The following is a 19,242-nucleotide window of genomic DNA, read 5'->3' as shown; positions in this document are numbered from 1 at the left end:
TATCCATCCTTTGCATTAGAGAACGGGTCCGGGATGCTCCCGTAACGCCGTCAGCAAAGCCGCGGCACTGGCGCCACGACAATCCACAACTGTTTGGGCCCCGGCGGCACGTGCCAGCTCGGCGACCCTGGGACTTGGAACAAACAACGGCAACCGCGCCAATTGCGGCCAGGCATCGCCGGCCAATTGATGCAGGTGCTCAAAACCCTGTCCACTGCTGACCACCAGCCCGTTCAAGCGTTCCGCTTCGATCAGGTCAGGCAGCACTGCCGGCGGGTATTGCGGCAGGTCGCGGCGGTACAACTCCAGATACTCGACACTAGCACCAAGCTCGCGCAAACGCTCAGCCAGCAACTCGCGCCCGCCCTCCCCGCGCATGATCAGCACGCGTGGACCGGGCCGCGCGATTGCCTCGCGCAACTGAGGAAGTTCAAGCAAGGCTTCGCTGTCATCGCCATCCACCGGAAAGCTGATGTCCAACCCGCGATCCTCGAGGATCTGCGCGGTGGCTGCCCCCACGCTGAACCACTTCAAACGAGGGGGTTGCGACCGATACCTGTCGAGCAGATCCACAGCAATTCTGGCGGCCGGTTTACTGACCACGATCACCGCGCAATAGCGATCCAGCCCCTGAATCACCTCGCGCATTGTGTCAGAGGCAGGAATCGGCTCGATCTCCAAAAGCGGCAAACAGCTGCTGAAAATCCCCTTTTCGGCCAAAAGACAGCTCAGCGCCGCCGACTCATCCGCGGGACGCGTCAGCAGCAGGCGCCAGCCCGTCACTCGTGACCTGCCTCGCCGTAAACTGCTTTCAGAATGTCGTTGGCGCCTTGACTCAGCAGGTCTTCAGCCACTTGCACGCCCAAGGCTTCGGCATCGCTACGTGGCGCACGAGCCTCGGCGCTGAGCAGCAGACCGCCGTTCGGATCACCGACAAGACCACGCAACCAGATCTGCTCGCCTTCAAGCACGGCATAGCAGGCGATCGGTACTTGGCAGCCGCCATTCAGATGTTTGTTGAGAGCACGTTCGGCCGTCACGCGGGTGGCGGTGTCCTGATGGTGCAGCGGTGCCAACAGCGCGTGAATTTCGCTGTCGACGCTGCGGCATTCGATACCCACCGCACCTTGGCCACCGGCCGGCAGACTGTCGTCGACGCTGATGGCCGAGGTAATCCGATCTTCAAAGCCCAGGCGAATCAGGCCGGCGGCGGCGAGGATAATGGCGTCGTATTCGCCGGCATCGAGCTTGGCCAGGCGCGTGTTGACGTTGCCGCGCAGGAAGCGAATTTCCAGGTCCGGACGACGGGTCAGCAACTGGGCCTGACGGCGCAGGCTGGAGGTGCCGACGATGCTGCCTTGCGGCAATTCGTCCAGGCTGGCGTAGGTATTGGAAACGAAGGCATCACGCGGGTCTTCGCGCTCGCAGATGCAAAACAGACCGAGGCCTTCAGGGAAGTCCATCGGCACGTCTTTCATCGAGTGCACCGCAATGTCGGCTTCGTTTTCCAACAGCGCGGTTTCCAGTTCTTTGACGAACAGGCCCTTGCCGCCGATTTTCGACAGTGGCGAGTCGAGCAACTTGTCACCGCGACTGACCATGGGCACCAACGTCACGAGCAGACCCGGATGGGCTTCTTCCAGACGGGCTTTGACGTATTCGGCCTGCCACAGGGCGAGTGCACTTTTACGGGTGGCGATGCGGATTTCGCGAGAGGACATGGATCAATCCGTACTGAATAGATACGGCGGATAATAACAGCTCAACCAAATCCACTTTGACTTGTATCAGAAAACGCGTGGCCTCCCTGGCCTCAGACATCCAGCAAACGGGATGAAACCCGCCCGTAATTGGCGGATTAAAGCTGTTGCATCATCTTGCGCACGCCGGCCACATGCCGTCGGCTGACGATCAGGGCGTCGCCGTTCAAGCCTTTGAGGAACAGCTGAAAATGCCCCAGAGGCGTGCGTTGCAGGCGTTCGATGCGTTCGCGGGCGACCAGCGCATTGCGGTGGATTCGCACGAAGCGGTCGCCAAATTCATCTTCAAGGGCCTTGAGCGGCTCATCCAGCAGCACTTCGCCGCCTTCGTGGCGCAAGGTCACGTATTTGTGATCCGCAATGAAGTAGACCACCTGACCCAGCGGGATCAGTTCGATACCTTTACGGGTACGGGCGCTGATGTGGCTGCGCGGTCCGCTGCCACTTTCGGCGGCGGGACGGGTCAGGGCCGCGAGCTGGACGCGATTGGGCCGCTCGGCTTTTTTCAACGCTTCATGTAATTGTTCTGTACGCACAGGTTTCACCAGATAGCCTACGGCGCTGGCCTGTAAGGCTTCCACGGCAAATTCATCGGGCCCTGTGCAAAACACCACGGCGGGCGGGGTTTCGCGTTCGCACAATCGCGCAGCCACTTGCAGGCCATCGAGGCCCGGCATGCCGATATCGAGCAGCACGATATCGGGTTTGTGGCTGTCGATCAGAGCCAACGCCTCATCGCCGTTCGTGGCGCTAGGCTCCAGGACACTGTATCCCTCAAGTTCGCCAACCATTCGGCTCAGGCGCTCGCGGGCAAGGGGTTCGTCATCAACGATCAGGACATTCATATTGCGCTGGATTCCTGCGTGAGTCTCGCACAAGGATAGCGTAGACAGGTGAAGTGACGTCCGTCACCGCGATCCACGCTAAGACTAGCGCGAGGGCCAAAAAGTGCCGCCCGACCGACGGTTAAATTTTCATCTGTCGTGCGTTTGGCGGCCCAGGCCCGCGTTGGCGAGGCATCGCCGTAGGGTTTGTTGATACACAATATGAACACCCCCTCTTCTTATAGTCAGCTGCAGCGTCTGGAAGTGCGCTGATCCTACTGTCCAACTGTAGACGGTTGCCGGCACGATATTGCTCAATTGAAAAATATCGTTGCGCAAATCCCCTCGCGTTGACGTGAGTATGGACTTGCGCATGAGAAAAAAACGTCTCGACCAGTGTCAGCGACAGCATTGGCAACCCTGTTATTATCCGCGACAGCTTTCTACGCCATCTTTCTTCAGCCGACACGAGCGAATTCATGAGCACTGACAAGACCAATCAGTCCTGGGGCGGCCGCTTCAGTGAACCCGTCGACGCCTTCGTCGCCCGCTTCACCGCCTCCGTCACTTTCGACCAGCGCCTGTATCGCCACGACATCATGGGCTCGATCGCTCACGCCACGATGCTGGCCAAGGTCGGCGTGCTGACCGATGCCGAGCGCGACAGCATCACTGATGGCCTGAAGACCATCCAGGGTGAAATCGAGGCCGGCCAGTTCGACTGGCGCATCGACCTCGAAGACGTACACATGAACATCGAGGCGCGTCTGACCGACCGCATCGGCGTCACCGGTAAAAAGCTGCACACCGGCCGCAGCCGTAACGACCAGGTCGCCACCGACATCCGCCTGTGGCTGCGTGACGAGATCGACCTGATCCTGAGCGAAATCACCCGCCTGCAAAAAGGCTTGCTGGAGCAGGCCGAGCGCGAAGCCGGCAGCATCATGCCGGGCTTCACTCACCTGCAAACCGCGCAGCCGGTGACCTTCGGGCACCACATGCTGGCCTGGTTCGAGATGCTTAGCCGAGACTACGAGCGTCTGGTCGACTGCCGCAAACGTACCAATCGCATGCCGCTGGGCAGCGCCGCACTGGCCGGTACCACCTACCCGATCGACCGCGAATTTACCGCTCAACTGCTGGGCTTCGACGCCGTGGGTGGCAACTCGCTGGACAACGTGTCCGATCGTGACTTCGCCATCGAGTTTTGCTCGGCCGCGAGCATCGCGATGATGCACCTGTCGCGCTTCTCCGAAGAGCTGGTGCTATGGACCAGCGCGCAGTTCCAGTTCATCGATCTGCCGGACCGTTTCTGCACCGGTAGCTCGATCATGCCGCAAAAGAAAAACCCGGACGTTCCGGAGCTGGTGCGTGGCAAGACCGGCCGCGTATTCGGCGCGCTGATGGGCCTGCTGACCCTGATGAAAGGCCAGCCACTGGCCTACAACAAGGACAACCAGGAAGATAAAGAGCCACTGTTCGACGCCGCCGACACGTTGCGCGACTCGCTGCGGGCCTTTGCCGATATGATCCCGGCAATCAAACCCAAGCACGCGATGATGCGTGAAGCAGCCCTGCGCGGTTTCTCCACCGCCACCGACCTGGCCGACTACCTGGTTCGCCGCGGCCTGCCGTTCCGCGACTGCCACGAAATCGTTGGCCATGCCGTGAAGTACGGCGTGGAAAGCGGTAAAGACCTGGCGGAAATGAGCCTGGAAGAGTTGCGCAAGTTCAGCGACCAGATCGATCAGGACGTGTTCGCCGTGCTGACCCTGGAAGGCTCGGTGAATGCCCGTGACCACATCGGCGGGACTGCGCCGGCACAGGTCAAGAAGGCTGTGGCTCGCGGCCAGGCATTACTCGCCAGCCGCTAAACCGCTAAAAGCTTCGCGAGCAGGCTCGCTCCCACATTTGGAATGCGTTCCCCTGTGGGAGCGTGCCTGCTCGCGAAAGCGGTCTTGAAGACGCTGTAAATCCTACTTCTTGCCGGCGACCATCGCCAAAAACGCTGGCATTGCCGCGTCCTTGTCCTTTGCGATCCGCTGCACATTCGGATTTTGCCCCAGACGCTCCAGCAACGCCTTGGCCGCCGGCATCTCAGCCAGCAAATCCAGGTCAAACAGCTTCTGCGCCACCGCACAGGCCAGCGGCACGCTGTAGAGGAAATACAAATCCGCAATGCTCAGGCTGTCACCTGCCACGTAAGGGGCGAACTTGCCGTGCCTGCCCAGTGAGGCAAACCCCAGCAGCAACTCGGCTTTGGTCTTGTCCTTGATCGCATCCGGCACAGTCATGCCGAAAAATGCTTCGGCGTAGCAGGCACGCCCCGGTAATTCGATGTACAGCTCGATTTCCTTGGCCAGCGCCAGGACCTGCGACCGCTCAAAGGGATCGCTTGGCAACAGCGGCGTGCCTTTCTGGCTGTGTTCGAGGTATTCGAGAATCACGCTGGTTTCGTTGACGAAACCCTGTTCGACGCCCAGCACCGGCACCTTCCCGCGCGGGCTGATGGCTAATGCCTCGGGGCTCGGCCCCGGGTAAAACAGTACCTCTTCAAACGGCAGTCCCTTCTCGAGCAGCGCCAGCTTGACCATGTTGTAGTAGTTGCTGACGGAAAATCCATAAAGCTTGAGCATCACATAGCCTCCAGGCCGTGCGGGGTTGGCAGGTGCCTTTTATAGAACGCCGCGGTGTTTCTTGCCAGCAGCATCACAGCGCTGAATGCAGGTAAACTGGCCGCCTTAACTTGAGGAGCCTGCCATGAGCGAGCCAACCCCCGGCATCAACAACGACGACATCGACGAAGAAGAGTTCGCCGAAAACACCCTGGTCGAAGCCATCGAAAACCAGATCGAAAGCGACAATCCACCGGCCGCCAAGGCAACCTTCAACAAGCTGACCCTGGTGGGTTACGAGCGTGAAGAAATCCTCAACCTGATGGCCCACGTTCTGGCAGTGGAAATCGACGCGATCCTCGAAGAAGACCGCGCGTTCAACACTGAATGGTATGAAGCCGCGCTGCGTGCATTGCCAGAGTTGCCGCCCGAAAAGAAATAAGCCAACCCCGTTTCGGGCGCGGGCTTCTGTGGTGAGGGGATAAATCCCCTCACCACAGGCAATCTCCACAACCACAAAAACCCGCTCCCACACAGTTTGTGACCAATCTCTCCTGCCCTTCCCCAGACCCTGTCTACACTGGTAACCACCCCGCTGCCGCACCACCCACCGGGGAATGCTTCCCAAGGCGAAAAAACCCTGTCGCGAGCACTGGACATGCCGCCCGAGTGGGATCACCTTAGGGACGCTGTCGTCCAATTCCTAGAAAGTCTGGAGTCCTTATGTCGCTTACCCCTGAGTTGGTTGCCGAACTGGAAATCCTCGCACTCTTCAACCTGGACAGTTCCCAGGAAGGTTTGAAAATTCATCAGACCGCTGCCCCGAAAGCCATTGCCGCCGCCCAAAGACTGTTCGACAAAGAACTGATCACCCAGCCAGATGGTGGTTATCTGACCAGCCTGGGTCGTGACGCCGCGCAAAATGTGCAAACCGTTCTGACCATTCTCAACGTCCGGGAAACTGCCTGAGCATTACCGTAGCGCCCACGGAAACCCCTGCTACGGGATTTCCGCGGGCACATTTCGTTACCTGCCTGTTACCTGCCGTCGCCCCGCGATAAAAATCTGACGCCAGAAAAACAAAATCAGCTTAAAAGTCCTGGAGCCGAGGCGCTAAACTGCCCCTCATTCGCAGACACCCACGTCTGTGCCCCGCGAGCCGGTTTGAGCTGACATGACCCGCACCCATGAAATCCGCCCCGATCTGGACGAGGGAATCGACCGCAAGGTTCTCAGCCAGCTGCGCGCACGTTTTCTGAAGCTCAACGAAGGCCGTATGGCCCGCGCCATGGAAGGGTTGTCGACCCGCCAGCAAGCGGTGCTGACCTTGTTGCCGCTGTTTTTCCACGTCAATCATCCGCTGTTGCCAGGGTACGTTTCGGGCAGCACGCCGGCCGGGCTGTCGAATTACGAACCCGATGCCAACGCCCTCGCCGAAGCCCAACGCCTGACCCGCTCGTTTTCCTATAAGCCCCGCCACGGCAGCAATCCGCCGCGGCCGATTCACGGCCTGTTCCTGATGGGCAGCCTCGGCACCCTCGCCCAGGCCGACCAGAGCGACATGGACGTGTGGGTCTGTCATGGGCCGGACTTGAGCGAAAGCGAGCTCACTGAACTGCGCAAAAAATGCCAGCTCCTCGAAATCTGGGCTGCCAGTCAGGGCGCCGAGGCGCATTTCTTCCTGATCGACCCGACCCGTTTCGTACGCGGCGACCGTGATACGCAACTGAGCTCGGAAGACTGCGGCACCACCCAGCACTATCTGCTGCTGGACGAGTTTTATCGCACCGCGATCTGGCTGGCCGGACGCACGCCCGTCTGGTGGCTGGTGCCGGTCTACGAAGAAGCGAGCTACGACCGTTACACCCACACCCTGATGTCCAAGCGCTTCATCCGTGCCGACGAAACCCTGGACCTGGGGCATCTGGCCTATATCCCGCCGGGGGAGTTCATCGGCGCCGGACTCTGGCAGTTATTCAAGGGCATCGAGTCGCCGTACAAATCGGTCCTCAAACTGCTGCTGATCGAGGTCTATGCCAGCGAACACCCCAAGGTTCATTGCCTGAGCCTGCGCTTCAAGCAAGCGGTGTTTGCCAATCGGCTCGACCTTGACGAGCTGGACCCGTACGTCGTGGTCTACCGACGCATCGAGGAATACCTCACCGCCCGTGGCGAGCCGGAACGGCTGGAGCTGGTACGGCGGGCGTTGTACCTGAAGGTCAATCGCAAACTCACCGGCAGCAGCAGTCGCACTCAGAGCTGGCAGCGCTCGTTGCTCAAACGCCTGGCCCACGAATGGCAGTGGGATCATCGTCAACTGGCCCTGCTCGATAGCCGCAGCCAATGGAAAGTCCGCCAGGTCGGCTCTGAACGCAGGGCCTTGGTCAATGAGCTCAATTACAGCTATCGCTTCCTGACCCAGTTCGCCCGCAACGAACAGACCGTCAGCCTGATCAACAAGCGCGACCTCAACGTGCTGGGTCGACGGCTGTACGCAGCTTTCGAGCGCAAGGCCGACAAGGTCGAGTTCATCAACCCTGGCATCGCCCCGGATCTGGCCGAAGATACCCTCACGCTGGTACACGCGCCGAACAAAAAAGAATCGGGTCAAACTCAGTGGGGTTTGTACAACGGCAGCCTGACAGCCCTCGAATGGGAGCATTTCGCACCGATCAAGCGCAGCCGCCAATTGCTGGAACTGCTGACCTGGTGTCACCGCAACGGCGTGATCGACAGCAGCACTCGCCTGGCCTTGCATCCCGGCACCAGCGACCTGAGCGAGTTCGAACTGTTCAACCTGCTCGGCAGCCTGCAACAGAGCATCGTCCTGCCACTGACGACCGTCGCCGAAGAACCGTTACTGCGCGCCAGTGTGCCGAGCGAAGTGCTGATTCTGGTGAACGTCGGCGTCGATCCACTCAAGCACCACCGCGACCTGAACATCCTGATGACCACCGAGCGCACCGATTCCCTCAGTTACGCCGGTGTCCGGGAAAACCTGGTGCTGACCCTGGATCAGGTCACGCTCAATAGTTGGAACGAAGTGCTGGTCAGCCGCTTCGACGGCCCCCACGCACTGCTCGACTGCGTGCGCGATTACCTCAACAACCTGCCCGACGGGCTACAACAACCCACGTTGCGGGTTCGTTGCTTCTGCCACAACCGCGCACAGTTCATCGCCCGGCGAGTCGAAGAAATCCTCGATACCGCGCAGAACCTGCTGTTGAGCAAACTCAATCATCGCTACCTGATTCAGGTCCAGCAGCACTACCACGTGTTGGAACTGGTGCCCGGTCAGGTCAATCATGTCGCCCTCGCCACGCTGCCGGCACTGGTCGATTACCTGGGCGAAGAGCTGGCAAGCTACAGCCCGCTGCACCTGGACACGATGGCACTGGAAGACCACGACCTGGCGCTGGTCCTGCCGATGGGCCAGCCCGATTGCATTCAGGTGTTCTACCGGATCAACGAATACCGCGCCGACCTGTACGTGCTGGATGAATTCAATGCCCTTTGGCAGCAGCGCTTGCCCTACCACGACGAGCAAAGCCTGCTGGTGCCGCTGCAACGTTTCCTGCAATCGATCCAGTACCGGCGCGACGCCTTGCTGCCGATGGACGTCGCCCAGCCGCTGAGCCTGGACACCTTGTATTACCAACTGCTGCCCTCCGGCCCCGTACGGGCGCGTCGGGTCGAAGCTCGGCCAGCGCCGCAAACCCCGGTCAACAAACCGTTCTACGACGTGCAGGCGATTGTCGGCAAAGCCGCACCGGGACAGGTGCAGGTCACGTTGTATTGCAATCAGCGGGAATTTTCAGAGTTGGAACATGGCGACCGATTGTTCAGCGTGGTCGCCCGGGAAATCGTCGAGCAGCGCCGTGAAACCGAACGCTATCGCTGCTACATCACCGACCTGGACCTGTCGGGCCTGCTCGGTGATGGTCAGAGTTCAAGCATTTTGTATTTGCGCTACAAGGCTGACCTTGAGCGCGCATTGAACGAGGCGCTCGAGCAGGTCTGAGGGGACGTCATTCCGGGAAGGCGCCGCCATTGGCAGGCTGCGATTCGACTTCCAGCAGAGTCAGTTTCAGGGTCTTGCCACCCGGAGCCGGCCAGTCGATGTGCTGACCCACCTTCATACCGAGCAAAGCACTGCCCACTGGCGCAAGAATGGAAATTTTGCCTTCGTCGGCATTGGCTTCCTTCGGGTAAACCAGTGTCAGGTGATAGTCCTTGCCGCTGATTTCTTCACGGCAATGCACACGCGAGTTCATGGTCACGACATCGGCTGGCACCTCGTCGTGACCGACCAGGGTATCGGCGCGGTCCAGTTCGGTTTGCAGCGCGATAACGCCCGGCAGCGTGTCATCCAGGCTGTCGATCAGGCGCTCCAGACGTTGCACGTCCAGACGGGTAAGGGTAATTGAAGGTGCGGTCATGATTTGGGCAGACTCCTTTCTTCTGCACAGAAAAAGCAAAACCCCGCCAGAAAAAGGCGGGGTTTTCACGAGCCTCGATGGGTTGAGGCGTTTCTCGACACTATCACAGCTCAATAAATATACAAGTGAGGGGTGACCACGGCCCGGCGCAGACCTTTTGGAGAGGGGGTTGCCACAAAAGCCCTTATGCCAAGGCTTTGCGCTGTGCCGCCTGGGCGCAGATAACCCGACGCCGATCGTCATCGGCCGAGCGCCATTCGCGGATGTCTTCGACATGGCGAAAACACCCAAGGCAGACCTTCTGCTCATCCAGCCGACACACGCCGCTGCACGGCGAAGCCACCGCCGGGCTGACATTGCTGTAGAGCGGTTTGGGCGGGCGAACGGGGGCAAGCTGGGTCACGATCTCACAGACCTTCGAAATCGAGCTCGGCGTCAGCTTGCAGCTTGACGATGCGCTCGAGCATTTCGCCCAGCTGCTCTTCGCTCTTGTCGCACATCCAGCGCTCGCTCTCTTCGTCGTAATCGAAGTGGAAACCACCGGACACGGCCGCCAACCACAGCTGCCGCAGCGGTTCCTGACGGCTGAAAATCAACTGGCTGCCGTTTTCGAACTTGACGGTGAGCACACCGGCCGAGCTCTCCAGATCGATATCCAGGTCACACTCGTCAAAAATATCCTCCAGCGTCTGCTGGGTGGCATCGACCAGATCGTGGAAGCGGGCTTCAGTCAAACTCATTGCGGGAACCTCAAAAAGTGTCTACTCACGCTCAAGCGCCGCAAGATACGGGCGAGCCCCGGTGATTGCAAAGGATAACGACCAAGCGCCGATATAGGTACATCAAACGCAGGCCCTGTGGGAGCGAGCCTGCTCGCGAAGAGGCCGGCACATTCAACATCGTTGTGGGCTGACACACCGCCTTCGCGAGCAGGCTCGCTCCCACAGGGTTTGCACTTGGCCAGTCGGCATCGGCCCAAGCCCCGCCGGACGGGAGCCCCGTCGCATAGGCAAGCTGCCGGGTGGCCGGTATACTCCGGCGCAATTAACGCATTTTCAAGGATTTCGCCATGAAGCGCCTGATCTCTTCCCTTGCTGCGCTCCTCGCGGTTGCCTGCCTTGTGTCGGCCTGCGGTCAAAAAGGCCCGCTGTACCTGCCTGACGATAGCCAGGACCCTGCCGAGCAAGCCAAGTCGTCGCAGAAGTCTCCGTCGAAAGCACACAAGCACGACGTCTACCAATAAGGGAACGCCATGGACGCTTTTAACTACCGTGACGGCGAGCTGTTCGCGGAAGGTGTTGCCCTGTCCGCCATCGCCGAACGCTTTGGCACACCGACCTACGTCTACTCCCGTGCGCACATCGAAGCCCAGTACCTGGCTTACGCCGATGCGCTGGCCGGCATGCCACACCTGGTCTGCTTTGCGGTCAAGGCCAACTCCAACCTGGGTGTACTGAATGTCCTGGCGCGTCTGGGCGCCGGTTTTGACATCGTCTCCCGTGGTGAGCTGGAACGTGTACTGGCCGCTGGCGGCAGCGCCGACAAGATCGTCTTCTCCGGTGTCGGCAAGACCCGTGACGACATGCGTCGTGCCCTGGAAGTCGGCGTGCACTGCTTCAACGTCGAATCCACCGATGAGCTGGAGCGTCTGCAAGTCGTCGCCGCCGAGCTGGGCGTTCGCGCGCCGATCTCGCTGCGCGTGAACCCGGACGTCGATGCCGGCACCCATCCGTACATTTCTACCGGTCTTAAAGAGAACAAGTTCGGCATCGCCATCGCCGACGCCGAAGACGTGTACATCCGCGCCGCCCAACTGCCAAACCTGGAAGTGGTCGGTGTCGATTGCCACATCGGTTCGCAACTGACCACCCTTCCGCCCTTCATCGATGCCCTCGACCGCCTGCTGGGCCTGGTCGACCGCCTCGGCGACTGTGGCATTTACCTGCGCCACATCGATCTCGGTGGTGGTTTGGGCGTGCGTTATCGCGATGAAGAGCCGCCATTGGCTGCCGACTACATCAAAGCCGTGCGCGAGCGTCTCGACGGTCGTGACCTGGCGCTGGTGTTCGAGCCAGGCCGCTTTATCGTCGCCAACGCCGGCGTGCTGCTGACCCAGGTCGAGTACCTCAAGCACACCGAACACAAAGACTTCGCCATCGTCGACGCGGCCATGAACGACCTGATCCGCCCGGCGCTGTACCAAGCCTGGATGGACGTCACCGCCGTGCGCCCGCGCACTACCGCGGCTCGCGCCTACGACATCGTCGGCCCGATCTGCGAGACCGGCGACTTCCTGGCCAAGGATCGTGAGCTGGCCCTGGAAGAAGGCGACCTGCTGGCCGTGCATTCGGCTGGTGCCTACGGGTTTGTCATGAGTTCCAACTACAACACCCGCGGCCGTGCCGCTGAAGTGTTGGTGGACGGTGATCAGGCATTTGAAGTGCGTCGCCGTGAGACGGTAGCCGAGTTGTTTGCTGGCGAAAGCCTGCTGCCGGAGTAAAACCATGCTGCTGCGTTTTACCAAGATGCACGGCCTGGGCAATGACTTCATGGTCCTCGACCTGGTCAGCCAGCATGCGCACATCCTGCCCAAACACGCCAAGCAATGGGGCGATCGGCATACGGGTATCGGTTTCGACCAGTTGCTGATCGTCGAAGCGCCCAGCAACCCGGACGTGGATTTCCGCTACCGGATCTTCAACGCCGACGGCTCCGAAGTGGAACAGTGCGGCAACGGTGCGCGCTGTTTCGCGCGCTTCGTGCTCGACAAGCGCCTGACCGCGAAACGGCTGATCCGCGTCGAGACCAAAAGCGGCATCATCGAACTGGATATCCGCAGCGACGGGCAGATCGGTGTCAACATGGGCGCACCGCGCCTGGTGCCGACCGACATTCCGTTCGACGCGCCGGAACAGGCCCTGAGTTATCAGGTTGACGTCGACGGCACCGCGGTCGAACTGGCCGCCGTGTCCATGGGCAACCCCCATGCCGTGCTGCGGGTCAGCGATATCAACAACGCACCGGTGCATGAACTGGGGCCGAAAATCGAAAACCATCCGCGCTTTCCGGCGCGGGTCAATGTCGGTTTTCTCCAGGTCATCGACCGGAACCGTGCGCAGTTGCGCGTCTGGGAACGCGGGGCCGGGGAAACCCAGGCGTGCGGAACAGGCGCTTGCGCTGCTGCAGTGGCCGCGATCAGCCAGGGGTGGATGGATTCGCCACTTTTGATCGACCTGCCCGGCGGGCGCCTGTCCATTGAATGGGCAGGCCCTGGCCAACCGGTCATGATGACCGGCCCGGCAGTGCGCGTTTATGAAGGACAAGTGCGTCTTTGAGAGAGTCGAATCCATGAAAGATAAGCCCCAGGTTCCCGCCCTACAGCCCGACGAATCCCCTTCCGAAAGCCTTGAGGCGGCGGCGATTGCCGCGTACCTGGAGGCTCATCCGGATTTCTTCGTCGAGCATGAAGAACTGCTCGCCACCTTGCGCATTCCGCACCAGCGTGGCGACACCATTTCGCTGGTCGAACGCCAGATGACCATCCTGCGCGACCGCAATATCGAATTGCGTCATCGCCTCTCGCACTTGATGGACGTGGCCCGCGACAACGACCGCCTCTTCGACAAGACCCGCCGCCTGATTCTCGCGCTGATGGACGCCACCAGCCTGGAAGACGTGGTGATCAGCGTCGAAGACAGTCTGCGCCAGGACTTCCAGGTGCCCTTCGTCAGCCTGATTCTGCTGGGCGACAACCCGATGCCGGTCGGCCGCTGGGTCACTCATGCCGACGCGCAAACGGCCATCGGCGGTTTGCTCTCGGAAGACAAAAGCGTCAGCGGCAGCCTGCGTGAACACGAACTGGACTTCCTGTTTGGCGAAGAACAGCGCAAACAGATCGGCTCCACCGCCGTCGTCGCCATCAGCTACCAAGGCATCCACGGCGTCCTGGCCATCGCCAGCCGCGACCCGCAGCACTACAAGAGTTCGGTGGGCACGCTGTTCCTCAGCTACATTGCCGAAGTCATGGGCCGCGTGCTGCCACGGGTCAACACCTCCCTGCGCTCGGTACGCTGATCGTGGAACGGCAACTGGACGCTTACTGCGAACACCTGCGCAGTGAGCGGCAGGTGTCGCCTCACACGCTGTACGCCTACCGCCGCGACCTCGACAAAGTGCTGGGCTGGTGCGTCAAACAGAACATCAGCAGCTGGGCGGCCCTGGACATCCAGCGCCTGCGCAGCCTGATCGCACGCCTGCATTCACAGGGTCAATCGTCCCGCAGCCTGGCGCGGCTGCTGTCGGCGGTGCGCGGGCTCTATCACTATCTGAACCGCGAAGGCCTCTGCGACCACGACCCGGCCAACGGCCTGGCACCGCCGAAGGGCGAACGTCGGCTGCCAAAAACCCTCGACACCGACCGCGCGCTGCAACTGCTTGAGGGTGCGGTAGAGGATGATTTTCTGGCGCGTCGGGATCAGGCGATCCTGGAGCTGTTCTATTCCTCAGGTTTGCGGCTTTCAGAACTGACCGGGCTCAATCTGGATCAGCTGGACCTGGCCGACGGCATGGTTCAAGTGCTCGGCAAGGGCAGCAAGACCCGACTGCTGCCGGTCGGCAAAAAAGCTCGCGAAGCGCTGGAGCTGTGGCTGCCGCTACGGGCCATGACCAACCCGGCGGACGACGCAGTGTTTGTCAGCCAGCAAGGCCGGCGCCTCGGCCCACGGGCGATTCAGGTGCGGGTTAAGGCCGCTGGCGAGCGCGAACTGGGACAGAACCTGCATCCGCACATGCTGCGGCACTCCTTTGCCAGCCATTTGCTGGAGTCCTCCCAGGACCTGCGGGCGGTTCAGGAATTGCTCGGCCACTCGGACATCAAAACCACCCAGATCTACACCCACCTGGACTTCCAGCACCTGGCGACGGTTTACGACAGCGCCCATCCACGGGCCAAACGCATCAAAGGCGATGAGTCATGAGAATCCAATTGATCACCTTCGACCTCGACGACACCCTATGGGACACCGCCCCGGTGATCGTCAGCGCCGAAGCCATATTGCGTGAATGGCTGACCGAACATGCACCAAATCTGGGCGCCGTGCCGGTGGAGCATTTATGGGCGATTCGCGAGCGGATCCTGAGCAGCGAGCCGGGCCTCAAGCATCGCATCAGCGCCTTGCGCCGCCGAGTCTTGTTCCACGCACTGGAAGAGGCCGGTTACGACCATGATCAAGCTTCGGATCTGGCCGACAAGAGTTTTGAAGTGTTTCTACATGCGCGGCATCAGCTGGAAATCTTCCCGGAGGTGCAACCGACCCTGGAGACGCTGGCCAATCACTACGCCCTCGGCGTGGTCACCAACGGCAATGCCGATGTGCGCCGGCTAGGGCTGGCGGATTACTTCAAGTTTGCCTTGTGCGCCGAAGACATCGGCATCGGCAAGCCGGATGCGCGACTGTTTCATGAGGCGTTGCAGCGGGGTGGTGCGACGGCTGAAACCGCCGTGCATATCGGCGATCATCCAGGTGACGACATTGCCGGCGCCCAGCAGGCGGGATTGCGGGCGATCTGGTTTAACCCGGCTGGCAAGGCCTGGGAAGCCGAGAAGGCACCGGATGCCGAGATTCGCAGCTTGAGCGAGTTGCCAGCGTTGTTGGCTCGGTGGAACGCCCAACACTGATCCGGAATTCACATACAACCCTTGTGGGAGCGAGCCTGCTCGCGAAAGCGGTGGGTCATCCGACATCTATTTTGAATGTGATGCCCCCTTCGCGAGCAGGCTCGTTCCCACAGTGGATAGTGCCAAGTCCATACCTTTTCTTCGCCCATGAAAAAGCCCGCAGCGACGGCGGGCTTTTTCAGCAAGCAAGTAGCAGGCTCAGATAGGCCGGCTGCCGTACTTGTTATCAGGCTTCTTGGGCGGATCGGCGACCACATTGGCCTCCACTTCCTGCACCTTGCCGCCTTTGGCCAGGAACTCTTCCATGGCCCGCGCCAGAGCATCACGCTCCTTGTTTTTTGCTTCGACGCTCGGCAGCTCATCGATCGATACCGCTGCCTTGGCTTTGCCTTTGGCGGTCGGAACGGGCGCTTCACCGCCATCGTCTTCAGCGACGTCGTCCGTCGCCGCTTCCAGACCTTCTTCGGTTTCGTCGTCGTCGCCTACTTCGAGGTCGTCGTTTTCCAGATCATCGTCGCTCATGTTCTACCTCATGACTTGCGAAAAGCAGATTAGTTATAGCCCAGCATCGCCGTCTGTCGAAGGCCGCCGGGAAAAATTCTACAAACGCTGGTAACCAGCGGTTTACGCCTCTTCACCATGCACGGTGGCGAGGACTTTACGGGCACCGCCAAAATCACGGTGCTCGCCCAGATAAACGCCTTGCCAGGTCCCCAGCGCCAGTCGGCCTGCCGAAATCGGCAAACTGAGCTGACAGCCAAGTACGCTGGCCTTGAAGTGCGCCGGGAGGTCGTCCAGGCCTTCGTCGTTATGCTCATAGCCGTCTGCTCCTTGTGGGATCAGACGATTGAAAAATCGTTCGAAGTCGCGACGTACCGCCGGATCGGCGTTCTCGTTGATGGTCAACGACGCCGAGGTATGCTGCAGCCACAAATGCAACAGACCGACCCGACATGCCTTGAGTTCAGGCAGGCCGGCGAGTAACTCGTCCGTTACCAGATGAAAGCCCCGGGGCCTCGCCCGCAGAGTAATCAGAGTCTGTTGCCACATACAGTTCTCCGCACGTTCGGGGCGCATTCTAGCGCGCTCTGGGAAAAAACAAAGGCCCTAATATTCCTTCTATCATGTAAGCCATTGGCCGCAGAAAAACGCCCGTCGTAAACGCCACTAAACGTGTACGAAAAAACCTTTCAGCAGTTACTTCACTGACAAACTCCAGACAAAAAAATGCCCGGCAAGCCGGGCAAGTTTTTTGTGCGCGTACTTACAAGTTGTAGCCGCGTTCGTTGTGAAGTGCCAGATCGATGCCGACGGCCTCTTCTTCCTCAGAGATACGCAGGCCCATGACAGCGTCCAGGACCTTGAGGATGATGAAGGTGACGATCGCGGTGTAGATCACCGTGAAGCCCACGCCTTTGCACTGAATCCAGACTTGTGCGGCGATGTCGGTGACGGTGCCGAAACCTCCCAGCGACGGTGCAGCGAAGACACCGGTCAGGATCGCGCCGAGGATACCGCCGATACCGTGTACGCCGAAGGCATCCAGGGAGTCGTCATAGCCGAGTTTGCGTTTCAGGGTGGTGGCGCAGAAGAAGCACACCACGCCGGCGGCCAGACCGATGACCAGAGCGCCCATCGGGCCCACGGTGCCAGCGGCTGGCGTGATTGCAACCAGACCGGCCACAACACCTGAAGCGATACCCAGAGCACTTGGTTTGCCGTGCGTGATCCACTCGGCGAACATCCAGCCCAGTGCAGCGGCGGCGGTTGCGATCTGGGTCACCAACATCGCCATACCGGCAGTGCCGTTGGCCGCAGCAGCGGAACCGGCGTTGAAGCCGAACCAGCCAACCCACAGCATGGCAGCGCCCATCAGGGTGTAACCGAGGTTGTGCGGCGCCATCGGGGTAGTCGGGAAGCCTTTGCGCTTGCCCAGTACCAGGCAGGCAATCAGACCGGCCACACCGGCGTTGATGTGCACCACGGTGCCGCCGGCGAAGTCCAGCACGCCCCAGTCCCACAACAGGCCGCCGTTACCGGACCAGACCATGTGCGCGATCGGTGCGTAAACCAGGGTAAACCAGACGCCCATGAAGATCAGCATGGCGGAGAACTTCATCCGCTCGGCGAAGGCACCGACGATCAGCGCAGGGGTGATGATGGCGAACGTCATCTGGAAGGTGACGAACACCGCTTCAGGGAACAGCGCCGCAGGGCCGGTCAGGCTCGCTGGCGTGACACCGGCGAGGAATGCCTTGCCCATGCCACCGAAGAACGAGTTGAAGTTGATGACGCCTTGTTCCATGCCGGTGGTGTCGAACGCGATGCTGTAGCCATAAATGACCCACAGGATGCTGATCAGACCGGTAATGGCAAAGCACTGCATCATCACGGAAAGAATGTTTTTGGAGCGAACCATGCCGCCGTAGAACAGCGCGAGGCCGGGAATGGTCATGAACAGCACGAGGGCTGTCGAGGTCATCATCCAGGCAGTGTCGCCGGAATTGAGGACTGGGGCCGCCACTTCGTCTGCCGCCATAGCCAGGCCGGGCATTACGAGGGACAACAGGGCTCCTAGCCCTGCGAATTTACGCAGAGTCATATTGTTTTCTCCTGGGGCGTTGGGTTTGTGGCGGCTTAGATTGCGTCGGTATCGGTTTCGCCGGTACGGATGCGAATCGCCTGTTCCAGATTGACCACGAAGATCTTGCCGTCACCGATCTTGCCGGTGTTGGCAGCCTTGGTTATCGCCTCGATAACCCGGTCAAGATCCTTGTCGTCAATGGCGACATCGATCTTCACCTTTGGCAGGAAATCGACCACGTATTCCGCGCCGCGATACAGCTCGGTGTGACCCTTCTGCCGACCGAAGCCTTTGACTTCAGTAACGGTAATGCCCTGCACGCCGATCTCGGACAGCGACTCGCGTACGTCGTCCAGTTTGAACGGCTTGATGATGGCAGTGACTAGCTTCATGAAAACTCTCTCCCGAATTGGTGGACTTGCCCCAGGAAAACAAACCCGACTCAAGTCTAAGCGCAGTGCCTGGCTTTGTAACGCATCGTCGGCCTTACCTGCCCGTCCGACGCCTGCTAACCACTCCGCACGAAACACTTCCCCCGTTCCGCTTGGCGCACTGCATTCGTCACAGTGACTGCATCAGTGCATGGGTCAGTACCGACTAAGCAGAAAGCTTGCCATCTCGCCGAAACCCACTGATTTCAAGCTTTTGGCCGCTGTTGCAAGCGGCTTCGCGCAAATGACCTGACGGATACGCACAACAACAGTGCGCGGCCGTCCGTCCCCATGCGCGAAAAGCGTGCACCCCTGACTGCGAGATTGACTATAGACACTGCGTGATACACTGCCCGCCATTGTTGACAGGACATTTCCCATGCTCGCACCCAAAGACTTCCTCGATGCCCTGAGCGGCACTGCCTCCCGCCTCTTCAGCGGCGACACCCCGCTGCCGAAAAGCGAAATCGAAAGCCAGTTCAAGGCTCTGTTGCAGAGCGGCTTCAGCAAGCTGGATCTGGTGAGCCGGGAAGAGTTTGATAGCCAGATGGTTGTGCTCGCACGGACGCGTGCACGGTTGGAGAGCCTTGAGGCGAAGGTGGCGGAGCTGGAAGCGAAGCTCAATCCACCTGCGGAATAATGCGGTCCCCTGTGGGAGCGAGCCTGCTCGCGAATAGAGTCACCTCGGTCTCCAGCCATCCCACACTGAACAGACCACCCCTGTAGGAGCTGCCGAAGGCTGCGATCTTTTGATCTTCAGCCCCGCCACCATCTCGGCAACGTCCTACAAAGATCACACCGCCGTCCGATTGCGCCACAAAGCCCCGGTTCCTAAGCTCACCCAATGCTGAATGTTCAGCACTGGGTTTGGCGACCTGGATACCCCGATGCGGCACGACACATTCGGACAGG

The 19,242-nt window shown here is 60.3% G+C and carries 22 protein-coding genes and 1 pseudogene; 11 read left to right on the top strand and 12 right to left on the bottom strand.

The window, feature by feature from the left end; genetic code table 11:
* Positions 1-15 precede the first annotated feature (15 nt).
* From JFU47_RS18390 to JFU47_RS33655, 4 genes and pseudogenes are all read right to left on the bottom strand, one after another.
* Positions 16-783: a uroporphyrinogen-III synthase gene (locus JFU47_RS18390; RefSeq protein WP_201184754.1), complete on the bottom strand. Its 768-nt coding sequence runs from the start codon at positions 781-783 to the stop codon at positions 16-18.
* On the bottom strand, positions 780-1,721 hold the full coding sequence (gene hemC, locus JFU47_RS18385; protein WP_008150280.1) for a hydroxymethylbilane synthase: 942 nt from the start codon (positions 1,719-1,721) through the stop codon (positions 780-782). The genes JFU47_RS18390 and hemC overlap by 4 nt, the downstream gene beginning before the upstream one ends.
* Positions 1,722-1,858: 137 nt before the next feature.
* Positions 1,859-2,605, bottom strand: a complete 747-nt coding sequence (locus tag JFU47_RS18380) for a LytR/AlgR family response regulator transcription factor (RefSeq protein WP_046045093.1) — start codon at positions 2,603-2,605, stop codon at positions 1,859-1,861.
* A pseudogene (locus JFU47_RS33655) lies at positions 2,602-2,921 on the bottom strand (sensor histidine kinase); the annotation flags it as partial. The gene JFU47_RS18380 and the pseudogene JFU47_RS33655, both read right to left, overlap by 4 nt.
* A gap of 142 nt (positions 2,922-3,063) precedes the next feature.
* Here JFU47_RS33655 and argH point away from each other — a divergent pair.
* Positions 3,064-4,458: an argininosuccinate lyase gene (gene argH, locus JFU47_RS18375; protein WP_010465079.1), complete on the top strand. Its 1,395-nt coding sequence runs from the start codon at positions 3,064-3,066 to the stop codon at positions 4,456-4,458.
* Positions 4,459-4,560: 102 nt separating this feature from the next.
* Here argH and JFU47_RS18370 read toward each other — a convergent pair whose 3' ends face one another.
* Complete coding sequence (locus tag JFU47_RS18370; RefSeq protein ID WP_140675401.1) at positions 4,561-5,220, bottom strand: glutathione S-transferase family protein; 660 nt, start codon at positions 5,218-5,220, stop codon at positions 4,561-4,563.
* A gap of 124 nt (positions 5,221-5,344) precedes the next feature.
* Here JFU47_RS18370 and JFU47_RS18365 point away from each other — a divergent pair, with 124 nt between their 5' ends.
* From JFU47_RS18365 to JFU47_RS18355, 3 genes are all read left to right on the top strand, one after another.
* Positions 5,345-5,641 carry a hypothetical protein gene (locus tag JFU47_RS18365; RefSeq protein WP_046045090.1) on the top strand — a complete coding sequence of 99 codons (297 nt, stop codon included), beginning with the start codon at positions 5,345-5,347 and terminating at the stop codon, positions 5,639-5,641.
* 281 nt (positions 5,642-5,922) lie between these two features.
* Entirely contained in the window at positions 5,923-6,168 is a 246-nt protein-coding gene (locus JFU47_RS18360; RefSeq protein WP_008150272.1) for a TIGR02647 family protein, read from the top strand.
* A gap of 205 nt (positions 6,169-6,373) precedes the next feature.
* Positions 6,374-9,220, top strand: a complete 2,847-nt coding sequence (locus JFU47_RS18355; protein ID WP_201184752.1) for a class I adenylate cyclase — start codon at positions 6,374-6,376, stop codon at positions 9,218-9,220.
* 7 nt (positions 9,221-9,227) lie between these two features.
* Here the strand turns inward: JFU47_RS18355 and rnk are convergent, their stop codons facing one another.
* The 3 genes from rnk to cyaY all read right to left on the bottom strand — a co-directional run bounded on the left by rnk (position 9,228) and on the right by cyaY (position 10,378).
* Positions 9,228-9,638 (bottom strand): nucleoside diphosphate kinase regulator, encoded by a 411-nt coding sequence (gene rnk, locus JFU47_RS18350; RefSeq protein ID WP_123365074.1) that lies wholly within the window; start codon positions 9,636-9,638, stop codon positions 9,228-9,230.
* A 184-nt stretch (positions 9,639-9,822) separates the two neighbouring features.
* The gene (locus JFU47_RS18345; RefSeq protein ID WP_201184750.1) at positions 9,823-10,041 is read right to left on the bottom strand and encodes a DUF1289 domain-containing protein; all 219 of its coding nucleotides are present in this window, start codon (positions 10,039-10,041) and stop codon (positions 9,823-9,825) included.
* Positions 10,042-10,045: 4 nt separating this feature from the next.
* Positions 10,046-10,378 (bottom strand): iron donor protein CyaY, encoded by a 333-nt coding sequence (gene cyaY / locus JFU47_RS18340; protein WP_123365072.1) that lies wholly within the window; start codon positions 10,376-10,378, stop codon positions 10,046-10,048.
* 329 nt (positions 10,379-10,707) lie between these two features.
* Between cyaY and lptM the strand changes: the two genes are divergently transcribed.
* The 6 genes from lptM to JFU47_RS18310 are packed head-to-tail and all read left to right on the top strand — an operon-like array spanning position 10,708 to position 15,315.
* Positions 10,708-10,881, top strand: coding sequence for an LPS translocon maturation chaperone LptM (gene lptM / locus JFU47_RS18335; RefSeq protein WP_008150264.1), 174 nt, complete (start codon positions 10,708-10,710; stop codon positions 10,879-10,881).
* 9 nt (positions 10,882-10,890) lie between these two features.
* Complete coding sequence (lysA, locus tag JFU47_RS18330) at positions 10,891-12,138, top strand: diaminopimelate decarboxylase (RefSeq protein ID WP_046045084.1); 1,248 nt, start codon at positions 10,891-10,893, stop codon at positions 12,136-12,138.
* A 4-nt stretch (positions 12,139-12,142) separates the two neighbouring features.
* Positions 12,143-12,973, top strand: coding sequence for a diaminopimelate epimerase (gene dapF, locus JFU47_RS18325; protein WP_123365071.1), 831 nt, complete (start codon positions 12,143-12,145; stop codon positions 12,971-12,973).
* 13 nt (positions 12,974-12,986) lie between these two features.
* Entirely contained in the window at positions 12,987-13,712 is a 726-nt protein-coding gene (locus JFU47_RS18320; RefSeq protein WP_129440062.1) for a DUF484 family protein, read from the top strand.
* A 2-nt stretch (positions 13,713-13,714) separates the two neighbouring features.
* Positions 13,715-14,614 carry a tyrosine recombinase XerC gene (gene xerC, locus JFU47_RS18315; RefSeq protein ID WP_008150257.1) on the top strand — a complete coding sequence of 300 codons (900 nt, stop codon included), beginning with the start codon at positions 13,715-13,717 and terminating at the stop codon, positions 14,612-14,614.
* Positions 14,611-15,315 (top strand): HAD family hydrolase, encoded by a 705-nt coding sequence (locus JFU47_RS18310; RefSeq protein ID WP_201184748.1) that lies wholly within the window; start codon positions 14,611-14,613, stop codon positions 15,313-15,315. The genes xerC and JFU47_RS18310 overlap by 4 nt, the downstream gene beginning before the upstream one ends.
* Positions 15,316-15,513: 198 nt before the next feature.
* On the opposite strand, the gene sutA is transcribed toward JFU47_RS18310, so the two are convergent.
* From sutA to glnK, 4 genes are all read right to left on the bottom strand, one after another.
* A complete protein-coding gene (gene sutA, locus JFU47_RS18305) occupies positions 15,514-15,837 on the bottom strand; it encodes a transcriptional regulator SutA (RefSeq protein ID WP_123365068.1) in 324 nt (107 codons plus the stop codon).
* A 102-nt stretch (positions 15,838-15,939) separates the two neighbouring features.
* Positions 15,940-16,365 (bottom strand): secondary thiamine-phosphate synthase enzyme YjbQ, encoded by a 426-nt coding sequence (locus tag JFU47_RS18300; protein ID WP_111448318.1) that lies wholly within the window; start codon positions 16,363-16,365, stop codon positions 15,940-15,942.
* A 214-nt stretch (positions 16,366-16,579) separates the two neighbouring features.
* Positions 16,580-17,917, bottom strand: coding sequence for an ammonium transporter (locus tag JFU47_RS18295; RefSeq protein WP_201184746.1), 1,338 nt, complete (start codon positions 17,915-17,917; stop codon positions 16,580-16,582).
* Positions 17,918-17,952: 35 nt separating this feature from the next.
* Complete coding sequence (gene glnK, locus JFU47_RS18290; protein ID WP_002555808.1) at positions 17,953-18,291, bottom strand: P-II family nitrogen regulator; 339 nt, start codon at positions 18,289-18,291, stop codon at positions 17,953-17,955.
* A gap of 418 nt (positions 18,292-18,709) precedes the next feature.
* Between glnK and JFU47_RS18285 the strand changes: the two genes are divergently transcribed.
* Entirely contained in the window at positions 18,710-18,970 is a 261-nt protein-coding gene (locus tag JFU47_RS18285; RefSeq protein WP_008076132.1) for an accessory factor UbiK family protein, read from the top strand.
* Positions 18,971-19,242: the final 272 nt, after the last annotated feature.

Origin of the sequence: Pseudomonas sp. TH39(2020), assembly GCF_016650715.1 — a bacterium.
Lineage (GTDB): Bacteria > Pseudomonadota > Gammaproteobacteria > Pseudomonadales > Pseudomonadaceae > Aquipseudomonas > Aquipseudomonas mandelii_C.
The sequence above is the reverse complement of the archived record's forward strand: the minus strand, read 5'-3'. Positions and strand labels throughout refer to the sequence as shown.